Annotated in this window: 18 protein-coding genes, 1 rRNA gene and 6 pseudogenes; 16 read left to right on the plus strand and 9 right to left on the minus strand. The window is 36.0% G+C overall.

The window, feature by feature from the left end; translation table 11 throughout:
• The 3 genes and pseudogenes from IHO40_RS01175 to IHO40_RS05975 all read right to left on the minus strand — a co-directional run.
• The coding region (locus IHO40_RS01175) for a hypothetical protein (protein ID WP_225536369.1) at positions 1–210 on the minus strand (210 nt) is incomplete at its 3' end.
• Positions 211–296: 86 nt separating this feature from the next.
• A pseudogene (locus IHO40_RS05970) lies at positions 297–530 on the minus strand (ankyrin repeat domain-containing protein); the annotation flags it as partial.
• Complete coding sequence (locus IHO40_RS05975) at positions 500–721, minus strand: ankyrin repeat domain-containing protein (protein WP_368666746.1); 222 nt, start codon at positions 719–721, stop codon at positions 500–502. The pseudogene IHO40_RS05970 and the gene IHO40_RS05975, both read right to left, overlap by 31 nt.
• Before the next feature lie 729 nt (positions 722–1,450).
• Here IHO40_RS05975 and clpB point away from each other — a divergent pair.
• Entirely contained in the window at positions 1,451–4,012 is a 2,562-nt protein-coding gene (gene clpB, locus IHO40_RS01185; RefSeq protein ID WP_225536370.1) for an ATP-dependent chaperone ClpB, read from the plus strand.
• Between the two features lie 348 nt (positions 4,013–4,360).
• Positions 4,361–4,570 carry a hypothetical protein gene (locus IHO40_RS01190; protein WP_225536371.1) on the plus strand — a complete coding sequence of 70 codons (210 nt, stop codon included), beginning with the start codon at positions 4,361–4,363 and terminating at the stop codon, positions 4,568–4,570.
• A 358-nt stretch (positions 4,571–4,928) separates the two neighbouring features.
• On the opposite strand, the pseudogene IHO40_RS06235 reads toward IHO40_RS01190, so the two are convergent.
• From IHO40_RS06235 to IHO40_RS01230, 5 genes and pseudogenes are all read right to left on the minus strand, one after another.
• A pseudogene (locus IHO40_RS06235) lies at positions 4,929–6,203 on the minus strand (sugar phosphate nucleotidyltransferase).
• A gap of 113 nt (positions 6,204–6,316) precedes the next feature.
• Entirely contained in the window at positions 6,317–7,585 is a 1,269-nt protein-coding gene (locus IHO40_RS01215; RefSeq protein ID WP_225536374.1) for a hypothetical protein, read from the minus strand.
• Between the two features lie 80 nt (positions 7,586–7,665).
• Positions 7,666–8,031: a succinate dehydrogenase, hydrophobic membrane anchor protein gene (gene sdhD, locus IHO40_RS01220; protein WP_225536375.1), complete on the minus strand. Its 366-nt coding sequence runs from the start codon at positions 8,029–8,031 to the stop codon at positions 7,666–7,668.
• Positions 8,028–8,405 (minus strand): succinate dehydrogenase, cytochrome b556 subunit, encoded by a 378-nt coding sequence (gene sdhC, locus IHO40_RS01225; RefSeq protein ID WP_225536376.1) that lies wholly within the window; start codon positions 8,403–8,405, stop codon positions 8,028–8,030. The genes sdhD and sdhC overlap by 4 nt, the downstream gene beginning before the upstream one ends.
• A gap of 100 nt (positions 8,406–8,505) precedes the next feature.
• Positions 8,506–10,006 (minus strand): 16S ribosomal RNA (locus IHO40_RS01230).
• Positions 10,007–10,228: 222 nt separating this feature from the next.
• On the opposite strand from IHO40_RS01230, the gene IHO40_RS01235 reads away from it, so the two are divergent.
• The 11 genes and pseudogenes from IHO40_RS01235 to IHO40_RS01275 all read left to right on the plus strand — a co-directional run.
• Positions 10,229–10,771, plus strand: coding sequence for a hypothetical protein (locus tag IHO40_RS01235; RefSeq protein ID WP_225536377.1), 543 nt, complete (start codon positions 10,229–10,231; stop codon positions 10,769–10,771).
• 381 nt (positions 10,772–11,152) lie between these two features.
• Positions 11,153–11,332: a leucine-rich repeat domain-containing protein gene (locus IHO40_RS05980; protein WP_368666747.1), complete on the plus strand. Its 180-nt coding sequence runs from the start codon at positions 11,153–11,155 to the stop codon at positions 11,330–11,332.
• Positions 11,287–11,391 (plus strand): annotated as a pseudogene (locus tag IHO40_RS05985) (hypothetical protein); the annotation flags it as partial. The gene IHO40_RS05980 and the pseudogene IHO40_RS05985, both read left to right, overlap by 46 nt.
• Positions 11,392–11,717: 326 nt before the next feature.
• Positions 11,718–11,843, plus strand: a complete 126-nt coding sequence (locus tag IHO40_RS05990; RefSeq protein WP_225536378.1) for a tetratricopeptide repeat protein — start codon at positions 11,718–11,720, stop codon at positions 11,841–11,843.
• A gap of 275 nt (positions 11,844–12,118) precedes the next feature.
• Positions 12,119–12,346: a hypothetical protein gene (locus IHO40_RS01250; protein ID WP_225536379.1), complete on the plus strand. Its 228-nt coding sequence runs from the start codon at positions 12,119–12,121 to the stop codon at positions 12,344–12,346.
• A gap of 5 nt (positions 12,347–12,351) precedes the next feature.
• A pseudogene (locus IHO40_RS06150) lies at positions 12,352–12,584 on the plus strand (hypothetical protein); the annotation flags it as partial.
• A gap of 205 nt (positions 12,585–12,789) precedes the next feature.
• Positions 12,790–12,978 (plus strand): ankyrin repeat domain-containing protein, encoded by a 189-nt coding sequence (locus IHO40_RS01255; protein ID WP_225536380.1) that lies wholly within the window; start codon positions 12,790–12,792, stop codon positions 12,976–12,978.
• Between the two features lie 25 nt (positions 12,979–13,003).
• Positions 13,004–13,360 carry an ankyrin repeat domain-containing protein gene (locus IHO40_RS01260; RefSeq protein WP_225536381.1) on the plus strand — a complete coding sequence of 119 codons (357 nt, stop codon included), beginning with the start codon at positions 13,004–13,006 and terminating at the stop codon, positions 13,358–13,360.
• Positions 13,361–13,397: 37 nt separating this feature from the next.
• Positions 13,398–13,703 (plus strand): ankyrin repeat domain-containing protein, encoded by a 306-nt coding sequence (locus IHO40_RS05995; RefSeq protein ID WP_225536393.1) that lies wholly within the window; start codon positions 13,398–13,400, stop codon positions 13,701–13,703.
• Between the two features lie 80 nt (positions 13,704–13,783).
• Positions 13,784–14,332, plus strand: a pseudogene (locus IHO40_RS06000) (ankyrin repeat domain-containing protein); the annotation flags it as partial.
• A gap of 124 nt (positions 14,333–14,456) precedes the next feature.
• Positions 14,457–14,606: pseudogene (locus tag IHO40_RS01275) on the plus strand (tetratricopeptide repeat protein); the annotation flags it as partial.
• A 305-nt stretch (positions 14,607–14,911) separates the two neighbouring features.
• Here IHO40_RS01275 and recO read toward each other — a convergent pair.
• Positions 14,912–15,634, minus strand: coding sequence for a DNA repair protein RecO (gene recO, locus IHO40_RS01280; protein ID WP_225536383.1), 723 nt, complete (start codon positions 15,632–15,634; stop codon positions 14,912–14,914).
• A 261-nt stretch (positions 15,635–15,895) separates the two neighbouring features.
• Between recO and rpsL the strand changes: the two genes are divergently transcribed.
• The 3 genes from rpsL to IHO40_RS01295 all read left to right on the plus strand — a co-directional run.
• On the plus strand, positions 15,896–16,270 hold the full coding sequence (gene rpsL, locus IHO40_RS01285; protein WP_225536384.1) for a 30S ribosomal protein S12: 375 nt from the start codon (positions 15,896–15,898) through the stop codon (positions 16,268–16,270).
• Between the two features lie 5 nt (positions 16,271–16,275).
• On the plus strand, positions 16,276–16,755 hold the full coding sequence (gene rpsG / locus IHO40_RS01290) for a 30S ribosomal protein S7 (protein WP_225536385.1): 480 nt from the start codon (positions 16,276–16,278) through the stop codon (positions 16,753–16,755).
• Positions 16,756–16,776: 21 nt separating this feature from the next.
• A partial coding sequence (locus tag IHO40_RS01295; protein ID WP_225536386.1) for a GTP-binding protein occupies positions 16,777–17,350 on the plus strand: 574 nt, incomplete at its 3' end.

Here is a 17,350-nt window from a genome sequence, read left to right on the forward strand (position 1 = left end):
TTTTACTTTATTAGCTTTATTAATTAACATATGAAAATACTCTGGATATTGCCTTCCTAAATTCTCTTCATCATTAAACTTACTGTGTACATTATCATTTTCTTCCCATATGCTAATCGCATCACTTTCTTTTAAAAAGTCATATAGTGGATCATTTTCTTCTGCCATCCTTATCACTTCATCTAGAGATTCGTTCCAATATTCTGACATTTCTTCATGATTTTCTACTTAGTGTATTTTTTTCACATTAGAACCCTGTAATTTAATTTCATGCGCCATTAAAAGCTTTGCTACATTTAATCTAGAAACTTGAGAACAGCTAAATATAAAGCGGTGTTATCTTTATGATTTGTTTTTTTGATATCAACATTTTTTTTGCCTACAAGGCATTTAACCATCTCTAAGTTGCCTTTGAAAACAGCTAAATGTGAAGCAGTGTAGCCATCATTATTTAATATATCAATATTAGCCCCTTTCTCTACAAAGCATTCAACTATGTTTAAGTTGCCTGCAAGAACAGGTAAATGTGAAGCGGTTTCACCTTATATGATTTGCTTTTATTAATATCAGCATTTTCTTTGCCTGCAAGATATTTAACTAGGTCTAAGTTGCCACTTTCAGCAGCTAAATGTAAAGCGTTGTCGCTACCACAATCTCCTTCAGAGAAAAAATGCTGACTGCAATCACCTGCCTTATCTAAATAGAAACTTGCTTTATTGATATCAACATTTTTTTCGTCTACAAGGTATTTTAACTGTGTTTAAGTGGCCATTTCCAGTAGCCATATGCAATAATGTAGACATAAGAAGTCAAGTATTGTGCTCGGCTAACGATTCAAATAGGTAGCTTTCATTAAAGTTTCCCTGTCTCCACTATTCATATGCATCTTTAATCTTGCTTTAGTAATTCTACCTTTATTTGTTCAAGTATATCACTTGAGTTGCTGGATTATACTACATTCAGTATCTGATCCAACTATTCCAATGTTAAACCCATATTTATCTCTTACTAAATTAAAAGATGATAATATGATTTGGTTATTTCACATTTTCATGAGAAAGTCAAGATTTGTATATTTCTTAATACATATATAAAACATTAGCAATTACTTTAGCTTCAGGAACGTGCTACAAATCGGTGTTATAAAAAATCTAATCATTTACTTTTTTTTCATTCCAAAAAGTACCTATTTGTGAGAACAAGCTGAGTAAAAATATGGTTGTAAAATAGAAAAATAAAACTGTTGCAACAAAGTTAGACAAATTGGTTTGTATGTAAATTTAGTGAAAATAGGCTAGTATAGCTGAAGCGATCGATGGTCATAACCTCCAGAATTACTTATATCACTATCTCTGTAACATGAATTTTTGTTTGGTAATAAACGACTCCTTAGCTTGAAATTAAGAAAGCAGTTGCTATATATATCGAAAAATACGAGTAAACTTATATTATGGACTTAAATAAATTTACCGAAAAAGCAAAAAACCTAATTCAAAGTGCCCAAATGAAAGCGTTGGGAGCTGGGCATCAGGTTTTCATGCCTGAGCATCTACTAAAGGTGATGCTCGAAGATGAACCAGGTTTAGTCCAGGATTTAATAGGCGCTTGTGGTGGAAATATTCAGAATATTTCCGATGCTGTGGATGGTGCAATAAAAAAGCTTCCAGTAGTTGAAGGCCCGGGAAGTAGTAGCCTTCAACTTTCAAGAGAAGTAGCAAAAGTTTTTGAAGATTCAATTGGTATTACAAGGAGAAGTAAAGACTCATTTGTTACCGTTGAGCGTTTACTACAGGGTCTCACTGCACAGAAAGATAGTACTGTGGGTAGAATTTTAATGGAAGATGGTGTGACTCCACAAAAGTTGAACTCAGTTATTGCAGAAATGAGAAAGGGCAACAATGCGGACTCGCCAAATAGCGAGGAAAAAATAAATGCAGCAAAGAAATATACAAAAGATATTACAGGGCTTGCCATACAAGGAAAGCTTGATCCTGTAATTGGTCGTGATGAGGAGATAAGAAGAACTATGCAGGTATCACTGAGGCGAACAAAGAATAATCCTGTGCTGATAGGTGAACCTGGTGTTGGAAAGACTGCAATAGTTGAGGGACTTGCAAATAGAATTGTTGCAAACGACGTGCCGCTTGGGTTGCATGGTGCAAAAGTTTTAGCCCTGGATCTTGGTGCGTTGATTGCCGGAACAAAATTCAGAGGGGAGTTTGAGGAAAGGCTAAAGGCGGTTATTAATGAGATTTCAAAAGCAGAAGGAAAAATTATATTATTTATCGATGAATTACACACTTTGGTTGGAGCTGGAGCAACAAGTGGTGCAATGGATGCTTCAAATCTGCTAAAGCCTGCTCTTGCACGTGGAGAAATTCGCTGCATAGGAGCCACAACTTTGAATGAATATCGCGAGCATATAGAAAAAGATCCTGCACTCGCAAGGCGTTTTCAACCTGTGTTTATTTCTCAACCAACTGAAACTGATACTATTTCAATACTGAGGGGTCTGAAGGAGAGGCATGAAGTGCACCACGGTATTAGGATTACAGATGGTGCAATAATTGCTGCTGCAACATTATCCAATAGATATATAACAGACAGGTTTTTACCTGATAAAGCGATTGACTTAATTGATGAAGCGGCAAGTAAGGTGAGAATTGAAATGGATAGCAAACCCGAAGTTATTGATGAACTTGAGAGGAAAACAATACAACTAAAAATTGAGGCAGAGGCTCTAAAAAAAGAACGTGATGAAAACTCCAAGCAGCGTTTAAAGAGGATAAATGAAGAAATCGAAAACTTAAACAGTAAGTTTGCTGACTTAAACAGTAAATGGCAGATGGAGAAGAATAAAATAGCTAGAATTCAAGAGACAGTAGAAAAATTAGACGATGCTAGAAAAGAGTTGGAACTGACTCAGCTAAGTGGCAACTTAGGAAGGGCAGGGGAGCTGATGTACGGTGTAATTCCTCAGCTTGAAAATGAGCTAAAAGACCAGGAAGAAGTTACTGATAGCTTCCTAAAGAAAGAAGTTACTGAGAATGACATTGCAAATATTGTTTCAAAGTGGACAGGAATTCCAGTTGATAACATGATGCACAGTGAAAAAGAAAAGCTTCTTAACATGGAGAATGAAATAGGAAAAAGAGTGATAGGACAAAAGGATGCAATAGAAGCAATAAGTAATGCAGTTAGGCGCTCTCGTTCTGGTGTGCAAGACACTAATCGGCCTTTTGGTTCATTTCTATTCTTGGGCCCAACCGGAGTTGGAAAAACGGAACTTGCGAAAGCCCTTGCCGAATTTTTGTTTGATGACCAATCAGCACTTCTGCGTTTTGATATGTCAGAGTATATGGAAAAACACTCCGTTTCAAAGCTAATTGGAGCACCTCCTGGATATGTTGGCTATGAGCAAGGCGGCAGGTTGACTGAGGCAGTAAGAAGGAGGCCATATCAGGTAATTTTGTTTGATGAGATAGAAAAAGCAAATCCAGATATATTTAATCTACTACTGCAGATTTTGGATGAAGGCAGACTTACCGATAGCCACGGCAAATTAATTGATTTCCGCAATACAATATTAATTTTAACTTCTAATCTTGGTGCTGAGATAACGCTAAAGGGAACTGCTGACTCTGTAAAAAGCGAAGTGATGCAAATAGTTAAATCTGCATTTCGTCCAGAATTTCTAAACAGACTAGATGAGATTATTATATTCTGCAGTTTAACCAAGGACGACATTTATAAAATTATAGATGTCCAATTTTCTTATTTACAAAAAACACTTGCTAAGCGCAAACTAAGTATAAATTTGTCAGAGGAAGCTAAGAAACTAATAGCGCAAGCTGGCTATGACCCTGAGTATGGAGCAAGACCACTAAAAAGGGTAATACAGGAGTGTATTCAAAATAATTTAGCTAAGTTAGTTTTATCGGGAGAAGTAACAGAAGGTGATGAGCTAATAGTGTACGCTCTTGATAATGAAATCTTAGTTAAAAAGATTTAAGCCCATTATGTATTTTTATGAAAAAAAGAGTTTATTAAATATTTTATATCTGTTCAGCGGAATGGTAAAATTAGATAGATAAGATGCCATAAAAAGGTAATCATATAGTAAAAGTGAGTTTACAACAAACTGTGTAATTCCAGTACTTCTTCCCTCCTGTCACCCCAGTAGCCATTTTCTTGCCATCCCAGCGCGCGATGCTGGGATCTAGGTGAAAAAAAAGTGTAGATCCTAGTATCAAGCATACAACTGTACGAACATATGCTATTAGGAGAGTGTCATGCCAGTGCTTGACACTGGAATCCAAGAATTTTATTAAGTCGCGGTAAGTATAAAAGTAGCTGTTTTATGTTAAAATACGACATTTTTGATGATCATGGAAAGGCTAGATCCCAGTGCCCCGGCACTGGGATGACACCCGTCTGTTATGCAAATTACCTGCCAATTGCAATATTCATACAGCTATGTGTCAAAAGCACTAGAATAATGGGAGAAGGAACGTTGTGGGATGACACCATTTATTGTAAAAACAAATGTTTGTTCATAAATTGTAATTAGCTATAGATATTAAGAAATTTACCAAGTAAAAAAAAGGCAAAAGAAACCCCGTTAGCTAGTTATTCACTATCTATCTTTTAAATTGGCATTTTTTTATTGTCTTAAACGCTTTAACAAACGCATTTTAGCTTATACTAGGTAAAAACCTTGAAAGTTTATAAAGGCATGAGGTACACATAGTGCAAAAAATTAAATAACAGTACGCCAAGTACATTGAGTTTCTTTGTTGTTTAATCTGTGTAAGGACTGAAGATAAACAATAGCTTCAACGCTATGAATAAGGATGACAGCGAAAGTTGTCAAGTAGTTTTTTTTGTTCCCATTGAATGACTGATGGTCAAATCATGATGCTTGCATATCAAAATCTTCCATACACATCATCCAACCTCACTATATCATTATCAGATAAAAGCTCTCCTACTTGAAATTCAACTATCCCAAGTGGAAAGTTTACGCTTCTATTTTCAATTCTATGGGAAACTTTCCTTGGAATTCCTACTACATGATTTGTCGCTATAGCACGCGTTTTGCTTCCTAAATTTACATATCCAGCTCCTAACAGTACTATATGGTACTCATCTCTATAGCAGTAAGGACTGCCTAGAAGCGCAGCTCAATCGGCTCATAAACAGATATTTTATAAGAAAATTCTCGCCCATTAAAATTACACTACAAAACTCCCATGGCTTGATTTCTTTCCTTATTGCTTTTACTTCTCTAACTTTACTAATAAATAACATTAAGCTCTTATCTGGCTGCTTGCAAGCTCTACTTAATAAATTTTTTGCGCTACTTTCTGCTGTTAAATTTTGCTCTTTTTTTCTGGTCACATTCTGGAATGACACCGGTTTTATCAAATCTCTTACTCAATTCTAAAACTGCATTCCAAGGTTCCAACATCCATCCAATCGAAATTAGTTTCTACCATTGCAACGCTCCCCGCTCTCTCCATTACCAAATAATCAATGGATACGCCTTCAATTTCCACAAAATCCTGCTGTTTTAAATACAGAAATCTTTTTCGTGGTGGAATGTTGAACACTTGCACAACATAAATTATAAAGATTTGGGGTAGATCTTTTCATCTCATCTACATAGCGTTTTGTTTTAAACACGAATATTCCAGAGTTCCAGTAATGATCGTTACTCAATTTTGTGCTCAGGTTTTTTCGTGAAACTCTTCACTGTATAATACTTTTCTTGCTGACCATAAACTGAATTGATGTAGCCATATTTGGGATTAAATTCATGAGGTTTTACTTAAAAGTAACTATAGAGTTAGTTTCAGAGGCTATCTGAGCAGCTTTTTGAGTAGAAGCATAAAAATGCTTAAATCACTATAAAATGGTCTGAAGGCAGAATTAACATTACCTCACCTTTACTGCAGAGAAATGCAGCAATCAATATTGCTGCTGCCGTTCCGATTTTTTACTGGCTCAAAAAACCACTTTATGCTCTTGCAGCGCTTTTAATTCCTCCATCACTAATGATTCATACTGTATATTTGTGGCAATTATGGGCGGCATATAATCACTTTTTAGTGTTATGACTAAAATATTTCCTGAAATTGCTTTGGCTTGGATAAAGGCCAAAGCCTGCTGCCACTGCCACCACACAATATTACATGGTACATTTGGTATAAGATATTAATTATTTAATATCTTATACCAAAGGTAAAATACATGCAAGCTTTTGTTGTGAAGCGATTAAAATAGAAAGTGGATATCAATTTAAAGTAATAGTTGATTAGTGAGTAGGTAACAGAGTTTCCCTATCGCGCAATGAATTCCGTCTACTTAGTACCTTATGAGCATGAGTGTCACTACTCCCCTGATTTTTATCAGCTATTTGTTCATTACTTGCGTTTTGCAATTTCTCCTTTCCTGAGATTTGTCCTCTAGATTTATTTGTACTTTCACTAATTTTGCTTAGCCCCTTATCCAATTCTTTCTCAATGCCTGACCTTCTAACATCAAGCTCTTTCCACGTTCCTGCAATCTTACGGTCAAGATAGTCTTTCTTCTCTGGCTCTGATCTCTTTCCTTCTTTAACAACTGAATAATCGTTTTTTGTTTCTTTCCAACATTCCCTTAATTGGTGTTTCCACATAGTCCAGTAAGCATCACCATACTTTTTCTTATCTGCTAAAAATAACAAAATTGGAGCCTTAAGTACGGTAGCTCCCATGTTCACTAAATTTTTCACTGCCATTGCAGGAGTGAACAAAAGATAACCAAAAAATTTTACAATTGGATCTTGTCTGCTTATTAAATGCCCTCCTAATTTCATAGGAATGAAAGTTAGCAGTCTAGCACAAATCCTAGCTAAGCCAGCAGCAAAAACAATAGGAACAGATATAAGACTTTTATCTAGCTCCAGATTACCGTTTTGATCTCTAACTTCAAAAAAACTAGTGCTTATCTTCTTACAATCACTAGTGTACAATAACTCTCCATTCCTTCCTTCCAAGTCAACAACTTCCTGAATTTTGCCTTCTTTGTTTTTTTCATTTTTGGTTAGTACAGAAGAGTTGATTAATTTATATGATGAAGGCAATGACTTACCTTTAGAGTTTTTAATTTCTTGAGCTTCAAAAACTGGTGCACATTTCCTAAACTCCAATCTTGAAAAGCAAAATGGCTCAAAACATGATTCGTGCAACTCACTTATTGGAATTTGCTTACCCTTATCATCTAGATAATTAACAGTAAAATAAGACCTATCATCAGTTTCGGTAACTAAAGCTAGATTAAACTTGTTTCCATTATATGCAAGCTGATATTCTAGATTTCCCTTTTCATTTTTTACAGGCTTTCCATCGCTATCTTTACCTTCTATAATTCTTCCAGATTCTACAATCTCATCATAATTTTTTGGATACTGGCATCTTCGCCCATCCTTATATGTCATTACCTTTCTGAGGTCTTTTACATAAACTTGAGACTCAGGTAAAGTAAACAGACCCTTCACTTTTAGCGTAAGGTCCGTTCCCCACTTTTCCAATTTCTCTAACATATTACTAAACTAAGATTAAGCACTATAGTTGAATAATAAAACCAGTATGCTAAGAATATGTTAGCATAGAATTGATGATTTTACAAGAAAATATGTTTGTAAAAGAAAAAAATCGTAAAAGTAAGAGCTATATAAGTGATGCTTGACAAGCATTTTATACATGTAACGGTAAAAACTCTTAGAGGTACACTTTGCATATAATCTTCACACACTACTTGCATTCCAAGGGCTGCGTGCAAAAAAATATAAAACAATAATATAACAAAAAATAAAAGCTCTAGAGGATGATTAATAGCCTGAAATAATTTTTCATTAAAAAATAAAGAACTATTAGCATAAAGTGCGCAAGAAAATGAATAGATAAACCAAGGAAATAAAAACAATAAAATCACTGTAGAAATACGTTGAACCCACCAATGATGTACTGAATTTCCAGATTGACTCATATAAACATAAATAAAAAAACTACAGTAGAGAAAAGTAAAGTTACTGTCAGTAGTATAGCACTTTTTGAGACACTAGCAATTTCTAAATTAAGTCCAGCATCCCATAATAAATGACGAATACCATTGAGGAAATGATATAGAAAGCTTACAAGGCATAAAACATAAGCTAACTTAGCAATAGGAGTAGATAATAGTATATTCAAGTACTTTACTATAAACAGCTCAGGAAAATAAACATGTAATATAAAATACCAAGAAAGCACCATTAACAGAAGGAATAATAAGATACCAGTTAATCTGTGCATAGTAGAAAAAAAATTAGTAACTTGTACTTTATATATTTGCAAATGTGGAGAAAGAGGCCTATCACTCATAAAATTCTATTATCAAGAAATTAAAATAAAGTAGAAGTAAAGACAGCAATATAGTACACCATAGCACCACTATTAAAAGTGGTGAGTTGTGCACAAAGCCTAAGGAGGTAATCCAGCTGCAGATTCCCCTACTGCTACCTTGTTACGACTTCACCCCAGTCACTGATCCCACTTTAAATAACTCCCTCCTTGCGGTTAGGTCATTAGCTTCGAGTGAAACCAATTCCCATGGCGTGACGGGCAGTGTGTACAAGACCCGAGAACGTATTCACCGTGGCATGCTGATCCACGATTACTAGCGATTCCAACTTCATGCACTCGAGTTGCAGAGTACAATCCGAACTGAGATGGCTTTTAAGGGATTAGCTTAGTCTCGCGACTTTGCAGCTCATTGTAGCCACCATTGTAGCACGTGTGTAGCCCACTCCATAAGGGCCATGATGACTTGACATCATCCTCACCTTCCTCCAGTTTATCACTAGCAGTTTCCTTAAAGTCCCCAGCATTACCTGATGGTAACTAAGGATGAGGGTTACGCTCGTTGCGGGACTTAACCCAACATCTCACGACACGAGCTGACGACAGCCATGCAGCACCTGTCTCAATGTTCCCGAAGGCACCAATCTATCTCTAGAAAGTTCATTGGATGTCAAGGCCTGGTAAGGTTCTTCGCGTTGCTTCGAATTAAACCACATGCTCCACCGCTTGTGCGGGCCCCCGTCAATTCCTTTGAGTTTTAATCTTGCGACCGTAGTCCCCAGGCGGAATGTTTAACGCGTTAGCTGTAATACAGAAAGTAAACTCCCCATATTTAACATTCATCGTTTACAGCGTGGACTACCAGGGTATCTAATCCTGTTTGCTCCCCACGCCTTCGCGCCTCAGCGTCAGATTTGAACCAGATAGACGCCTTCGCCACTGGTGTTCCTCCTAATATTTACGAATTTCACCTCTACACTAGGAATTCCTCTATCCTCTTTCAATCTCTAGGTTAGCAGTTTTAAAAGCAATTCCAAAGTTGAGCCTTGGGATTTCACTTTTAACTTACTAACCAGCCTACGCGCTCTTTACGCCCAATAATTCCGAATAACGCTAGCCCTCTCCGTATTACCGCGGCTGCTGGCACGGAGTTAGCCAGGACTTCTTCTGTGAGTACCGTCATTATCTTCCTCACCGAAAGAGCTTTACAACCCAAAGGCCTTCTTCACTCATGCGGCATGGCTGGATCAGGCCTTCGCCCATTGTCCAATATTCCCCACTGCTGCCTCCCTCAGGAGTCTGGACCGTGTCTCAGTTCCAGTGTGGCTGATCATCCTCTCAGATCAGCTATAGATCATTGCCTTGGTAAGCTATTACCTTACCAACTAGCTAATCTAATATAGGCTCATCTAATAGCAATAAATCTTTCCCCCATAGGGCGTATACGGTATTAGTTGCCGTTTCCAACAATTATTCCGTACTACTAGGTAGATTCCTATATATTACTCACCCGTCTGCCACTAAGTTATACTACAGCAAGCTATAGTATAACTCCGTTCGACTTGCATGTGTTAAGCCTGCCGCCAGCGTTCATTCTGAGCTAGGATCAAACTCTCAAATTTAGACTTTAACCTATAAAAGGTTAAGGGTACGTCGGATAAACCCGACAAAAAATAATTAGCTTTATATTGCTGTCTTTATTTCTACTTTAGAAATACTTCAATCTCCAACTATTCAAACAACCTTGAAAACATTATTATGTGATATAATTGCTATGTCAATAAGTTTTTGCAAATCAAAAAGCATTAATATATAAAAAATATATATCTATTGAGAATATCACTATGAAGAAATACATTTTTCTATTTGCATTGGTACCAGTGCTAATTGGTATAACATTGTACTCATTACGTAATATTGATAATGCAAGACAATCTACAATTGCAGGCAATAAGTTCTATGAAGTGTTATTCTCCAAAAAAGATAGTGAGTTATTAAAGGGAATAGACTCAAACTGGAAGCATTTAGCAGACTTTGAAAGTGCATTTAATCGTACCTCAAATTCAACATCAACAGATGCAGCATCTATTTATAGTAATATAGCAGATAATAAGGATGTTCCTGATGTTTTGCGTGAATTAGCACAATATTTAGAAGTAATGAGTTTGCTTTATAGCGGTGACAAAATAAATGAAGTTAAAATCAATAATTTAGCAGCAAATGCAGTGTATCCTTACTCAAGTCAAGAAGCTATCGCTATAATAAAGATACATAATAATGACATTAAAGGTGCAATTGAAACATTACATTCACTATTAAATGACAGAAAATGCCCTACTCTAATAAAAGCCAATGCGCAAGAATTACTCCGGATATATGGAAGTTAGACCTCTTGGAGAGTTTTGACAGCGCATTGAATGAAACAAAAAACTATTTGACAACCCTCGCTGTTATCCTTATCATAATATTCAGTACAATGATATAAAAAATAATATCATAGAATTCAACAAGATGATTCCTAGAGGGTTACTCATATAAAAAAGGCTAAAAATGTGTTAATGCTGTTTAGGTGTAAAAGATAGGCAAATTTTTATAGAAAGACATATTGAATTGGACTCAACCAGACCATCTAAAATTGATAAACTTCAGGAAAACCAAAATACCGATATTATGGAGTGAACAGTTCGAGAAATTCCATGGATCGACAGAAAAAGCTGCTCAGACAAAGAGGTGTGTGAGCGTCTTTACATATAAACCTTATGTAATTTCTGGCATTATATAAAAAAGATACAAAAGAATTAGCTAAGCTTACACATCTCACTGAACTTGAGTTAGATAATAATACTATCGGTGGCAAAGGAGCAGAGGCCTTAGCTAATGGAAATTTCACACATCTTACTAAAATTTCGGCTGTAACAACATTGGTGACAAAGGAGCAGAAGTCCTAGCTAATAGTAACTTTTCAAATCTTACTGAACTTAGTTTAGATGATAACAACGTTGGGTGACAAAGGTAAAGAGGCCTTAGCTAACGGTAACCTAGTACGTCTTACTTTACTTGATCTATGTGACATAAATGCCGAGAAATATTCCTTGCTTCATTAGAAAGAAGACATAATAGAGAAATTGAAGAGAGTTCATTACGCCTGTCAAGATCTGATAGCGACCAATCAGATTTTAATTAGCAGATTAAATGAACAGCATAATATGGCAGAAGTGTATTTCAAACAAGGTAACTATAGTAAGACTATGGAAACATCGCAGTCAGTACTTGAAAAAAGAATAGAATGTTTTATGACCTGATCATTCTGATACTTCAATGACTCATCATAATATGGCAAAAGCGCTTGAAATCCAAGGTAAGTACAGTGAAGCTTTGAACATCTATCAGAAAGTATTTGACGTTCAAAAAAGAAGAAATGTTTTAGGTTCTGATCATCCTGATACGTACCCGTTATAATATGGCAGAAGTGCTTGACGGCCAGGGTAAACACTGTGAAGCTTTGAATATCTACTAGGAAATATTTGATATTCAAAAATTTGCTTTAGGACCTGACCATTCTGATACTTTATGATTCGTTATAACATGGCAGTAGTTCTTGGTGATCAAGGTAAATACAGTAAAGCTTTAAGAATTCTCGAGAAGTGCTTAATATTCAAAAGGCTAAATTAGGTTCTGATCATCCTGTTACTTAATTGACTAGAAGTAGTATCGAAATAGTACAAAGAGAAAAAATGAGTGGGGCTTCATTTATACATGCTAAAACTAAAGATGGACACAGAGAGACTGCAGATATACTAGATAGTATCACAACAGAAGTTGCAGAAAGTGAGTCTAGCAGCGTGCGTTCTAGCTTAGAAGATCATCAAGAGATACAGGAGTCAGATGAAGAGTATTTTGAATCTGAACGTGATAAATTGGAAGCTGCTAAGAAGGGTACAATAGAAATATCTCAAACATAGATGTAGTGATGTATTTACGTATAAGAGGAAAAGACAGAGGCAATAGTGCTTGGCATTATGTATTGGTTGACTCAGACAAAAAAAGAAGCATTTCTAGAGCAGTGGAAGACAGGTTCAATGGACGCTGCAGATTATGGTAAAGTTCTATATTCTGGATGGGGGCGAAAATCCATCTCAAAACATCAAAAATAAAGTTGGTGAGTTTTCAATAAAGAAGTACCTAATGATTTATTTGTGATAAAGGAGGAACGCAAAATAAAAACGCTTATCATTATGTATTGATTGACTCATATATTAAAGAGAAATATTTCTAGAGCAATCCAAGACAGGTTCAGCTTTGGTTAGGAACATAGAAGACTATAGTAGGATTTTATATTCTGGATGGAGTCAAGATCCACCTAAAAGTATCTCAGACAGAATTGAAAGGGCACATTTCTGTAGGAATGAAAGAGATTTGTAAAGAGGAATTTGCCAACCTCAGTGTCAAAGATAGCAAAGCTTTACATGACGCTACCAGAAATGGTGAACTGGAAGCATTAAGAGGCTTTGTAAAGCTACTAATGAATGAAGAGGCTGATATTCATGCAAAAGATGCTACTCGTAGCAAAAAACCTATACATAATTGCTGCTGAGAAAGGTTATACAAGCATCATATAATTGTTCGTCAGTAGTGGTATAAGTATTGAAGATGCTGATAAAGAAAGTCATACACCACTATATTATGCTGAGAGGAACGTTCATTCAGAGGCTGTAAAGTCTTTAGAGGGCAAAGAGGCAAATATCCATGCAGAAAATACCTATGGCACAAAACCTATACAAGTTGCTGCTTTAGATGAACATAAAAACATTATAGAATTTTTACTTGACCGAGGAGCAAACGTTAATGATTTCGATAAGGATAATTGGACACCGCTACATTATGCTGCTCAAGAAGGTCAATTAGGAGTTGCAAAATTTCTTGTGAAGAAAGGTGATAACATTGGCGCTAAAAACAGGTATGGGAAAACACCTTAGATATTTTGCTAGGGAAGAAGGCACACAGAAATTTTAGATACACTTAGATGGTTCAGATACAGGATCAGATACAGAAAGGAAAAGTCCCACTTATGTTTCTTTCCACGATGCTGCTGAAAATGGTGATTTAGAAGCAGTAAAATACCTTATACGTAAAAGTGCCGATGTAAATGATCCTAATGAAGATGGTTGGACACCGCTGCACTGTGCTGCGTTAGAAGGTGAATTAGAAGTTGCAGAGTTTTTAATTAGTAAGGGAGATAATATTCATGCTAAAGATAATACTTCTGTTGTCAAAAGCCTATACGTGTTGCTGATATGGAAGGTTGTACAAACATTGTAGAGCTTTTTCTTAGTAGAGGTGTAGACGTTGATGATCCTGACAAGGAAAGTCGTACATCACTATATTAAGCTGCATGGAAGGGTCAATTACACACTGTAGAATTTCTTGTTGATAAAGGTGCTAATATTCATGCTGGAAATATCTATGGTATAAAACCTATTCATGTTGCTACGGATGGTCATCAAGAAATTGTAGAGTTTCTTCTAAGTAATGGAGCAAGTATCCATGATACAAATAAAGAAGGAGACACACCACTGCATTTTGCTGCAGAGAACAATGGTAACTCAGGCATTGTAAAGTTTCCAGCAGATGAAGGAGCTGATATCAATGCTAAGGGTAATTATGGTAAAACACCCTTGGACTGTGCTAGAGAAGAGAGGCACAGGGGAATAGTTGGATACCTGACATTTAGAATAGGTAAGATGTTTAATGAACAGGGTAAATATAATAAAGCTCAGCAAGCCTATCAAGAAGCGTTCAATGTTCAAGAAGTTATTGCTTTAGGGTCTGATCATCTAGATACTTTAACTACTCAAAGTAGCATAGCAGGAATGTTCAATAAGCAAGGTAAATATAGAGGAGCATCGAGAATATTTCAACATGTATTTGAAAAAGAAAAGGTATTTTAGGGCCTGACTACCCAGATACTTTATAATATGACAGTAGTGCTTTACAACCAAGGTAAACATAATGAAGCCCTTCAAATTTATTAGGAAGTGTTTAATGCCCTAAAGGTTTAAATTAGGTCCTGATCATTCTGATACTTTAAGGACTATGTTAAGTACAGCTGATATGCTGTGCAAACAGAATAAATATGATGAAGCTTTAACTACTTATCAAGAAAGGTGTGCAATAGATAACAATAATACAATCCAAGATACTACTTTAGTAATAAATATTTAAGAAATTTACCAAATGAGAAAAAAAGGCAAAAGAAACCCCTTTAGCTAGTTATTCACTATTTATCTTTTAATTTGTCATTTTTTTATTGTCTTAGACGCTTTTATAAATGCATTTTAGCTTGTATTAAGTAAAAACCTTGAAAGCTAGACGTGAGGTGCAAATAGTGCAAAAAATTAAACAACAGTACGCCAAATACATTGAGTTTTTTTGTTGTCTTTCCTGTACGGACTGAAGATAAACAATAGCTTCAGCGCTATGACAAGGGTAATAGCGAAAGTTGTCAATTAGCTTGTGCAAGAGCCCTACTAAAGCGAAAGCATGAGGCCTCTTGACTCTGGAAATCTCATATTTAGCTGCGAAAATAGGCACTTATTTAAAAAATATCCTGTGACTTTTAGCCCTAATTGAAATTCTCGATATGAGTAGCTGTTTTGTAGGTTATTATTATACACTTCATGCAGTATTTGCGGAAAAGGCAGCAGTTTATCTGCATAACAATCTCCTGCTTGTTTTGACACTGCTCTGCCGGTTTTTGGAGAAATAAATTGTAAATCTTCCTGAGCACCTGTCACAGCACATTTGGATAAATCTAGCTTAAATCCGAGCTGTGTAAGAAGCAAAAGCTCTAAGTTGAGGTAATGGCCTTGCCAGGACTCATTGTTGTGCTTGATCACATCGATGAAGTATTGAAAATTATCGTACAGTACAGCATAAGGCTCACTTTCTGGAAGCACTTTCTCCAAAATAGAAGAAAAAGAAACAATAGTAATGCTTTTTAATCTGTCCTGAAAGAAATAGTGGGATGGAGATTCGATCAGCTCGCACTTAAAAAATCCTAGATTTTCAGGTAGTTTAGCACTCCATTCTGTATGTAACAGATTACCTATTTGAAACTTGTAGTTACTATCGTTTGTTAGCCTGGTTAATCCCCTACACTTCCCGTGATTTTTTGTAAATAGAGAAAGAACTAAGTTTTCATCACCATACTTTTTAATGGCTATAACGATGCCTTCATCTTTCCATCTCATTTGGAGTGTATTAACCGTATAATACTATATAGTAGTAAAATCAGTACAGCACAAGTTCTAAGCTCAAGAATTAGAGGTGCCTTAAATTACGAAACTAAGACCTTTTCATGCTGCCATCGAGCAAATGCCATTATTGGGCAGCGATCTTAGAGGTTGAGCTAAAATTATTAGAATAGTAACGTTTATTTTTATATTGACTATTGAGGTTTATTATTTTATAACTGGGGCTTAAGTTATTTTATGAGCTTGGGTTTTTAATATATGCCTACGATAAATCAGTTAGTACGCAAGGGTAGATTGAAATTATCATGTAAGAAAAAGGTACCAGCCTTGGGAAAAAACAACCCTCAGAGGAGAGGTGTCTGCACTAAGGTGTATACTACAACTCCTAGGAAACCTAACTCAGCATTACGTAAGGTAGCTAGAGTAAGGATTAGTCGATATGGTGAAGTGACAGCTTATATACCTGGTGAGGGCCATAATTTACAAGAGCACTCTGTTGTTTTAATACGTGGTGGGAGAGTGAAAGATTTACCAGGTGTGCGTTATCACATAATAAGAGGTGCTCTTGATTTGCGTGGTGTACAAAATCGGAAGAAAGCTCGTTCAAAATATGGTGTAAAAAAGCCTGGTTAAAGTTTATGGCTCGTCGTAATAGAGCAAGAAAGAGAGAGATACTTCCTGATTCGCGTTACAGTAGTGTTTTGTTGATGCGTTTCATTAATGTAATTATGAAATGTGGTAAAAAATCCATTGCAGAAAAAATTGTATATGGTGCTTTATCTTCAGCTGAAAAGAAAATAAATGAAAGTGGGATATTAATTTTTGAAACAGCGGTAGAAAATGTCACACCTTCTGTAGAAGTACGTTCTCGCCGTATTGGCGGAGCAACTTATCAAGTACCTTGCGAAGTTAGGAAAGATAGAGCAATTTCTTTAGCATTAAGGTGGATTGCTAAAGCTGCTTCTGTTGCTAGAAAGAAGAGTGGTAAAACTTCTGCTGATTGTCTGCAATCTGAAATAACAGATGCTTATAATAAGCGCGGTGGTGCGTTTAAAATGTATGAGGAAAAATATAAAATGGTTGAAGCTAATAAAGCCTTTTCTCATCTTCGTTTTTGATGTTGGCTAATCAACGGTAATATGGAAATTAATATATCTAAATACAGGAATATAGGTATAATGGCTCATATAGATGCTGGTAAAACTACCACAACGGAGCGCATTTTATTTTATACTGGTAAACAAAATAGAATTGGTGAAGTGCATGATGGTGAAGCTTCTATGGATTGGATGGAGCAGGAGAAAGAGCGTGGTATTACAATCACATCTGCTGCAACAACTTGTTTTTGGAATAACCACAGAATCAATATAATAGATACTCCCGGACACGTTGACTTTACTGTCGAAGTTGAAAGATCTTTGCGAGTTTTAGATGGCGCTGTTGCTATATTTGACGGGGTTGCAGGAGTTGAACCTCAATCTGAAACTGTTTGGCGTCAAGCTGATAAGTATAATGTCCCTCGTATCTGTTTTGTCAACAAAATGGATAGAATAGGAGCCAATTTCTATCGATGTGTTGATATGATTAAGAGTAAGCTTGGAGCAGTGCCCCTAGTCATTCAGCTACCGATAGGGAGTGAGAAAGATTTTAAGGGCATAGTAGATCTCATCTCTATGAAGGCTATTATATGGGAAGAAGAGACATTAGGTGCTA

Source organism: Wolbachia endosymbiont of Mansonella ozzardi, assembly GCF_020278625.1.
Taxonomy (GTDB): Bacteria; Pseudomonadota; Alphaproteobacteria; order Rickettsiales; family Anaplasmataceae; genus Wolbachia.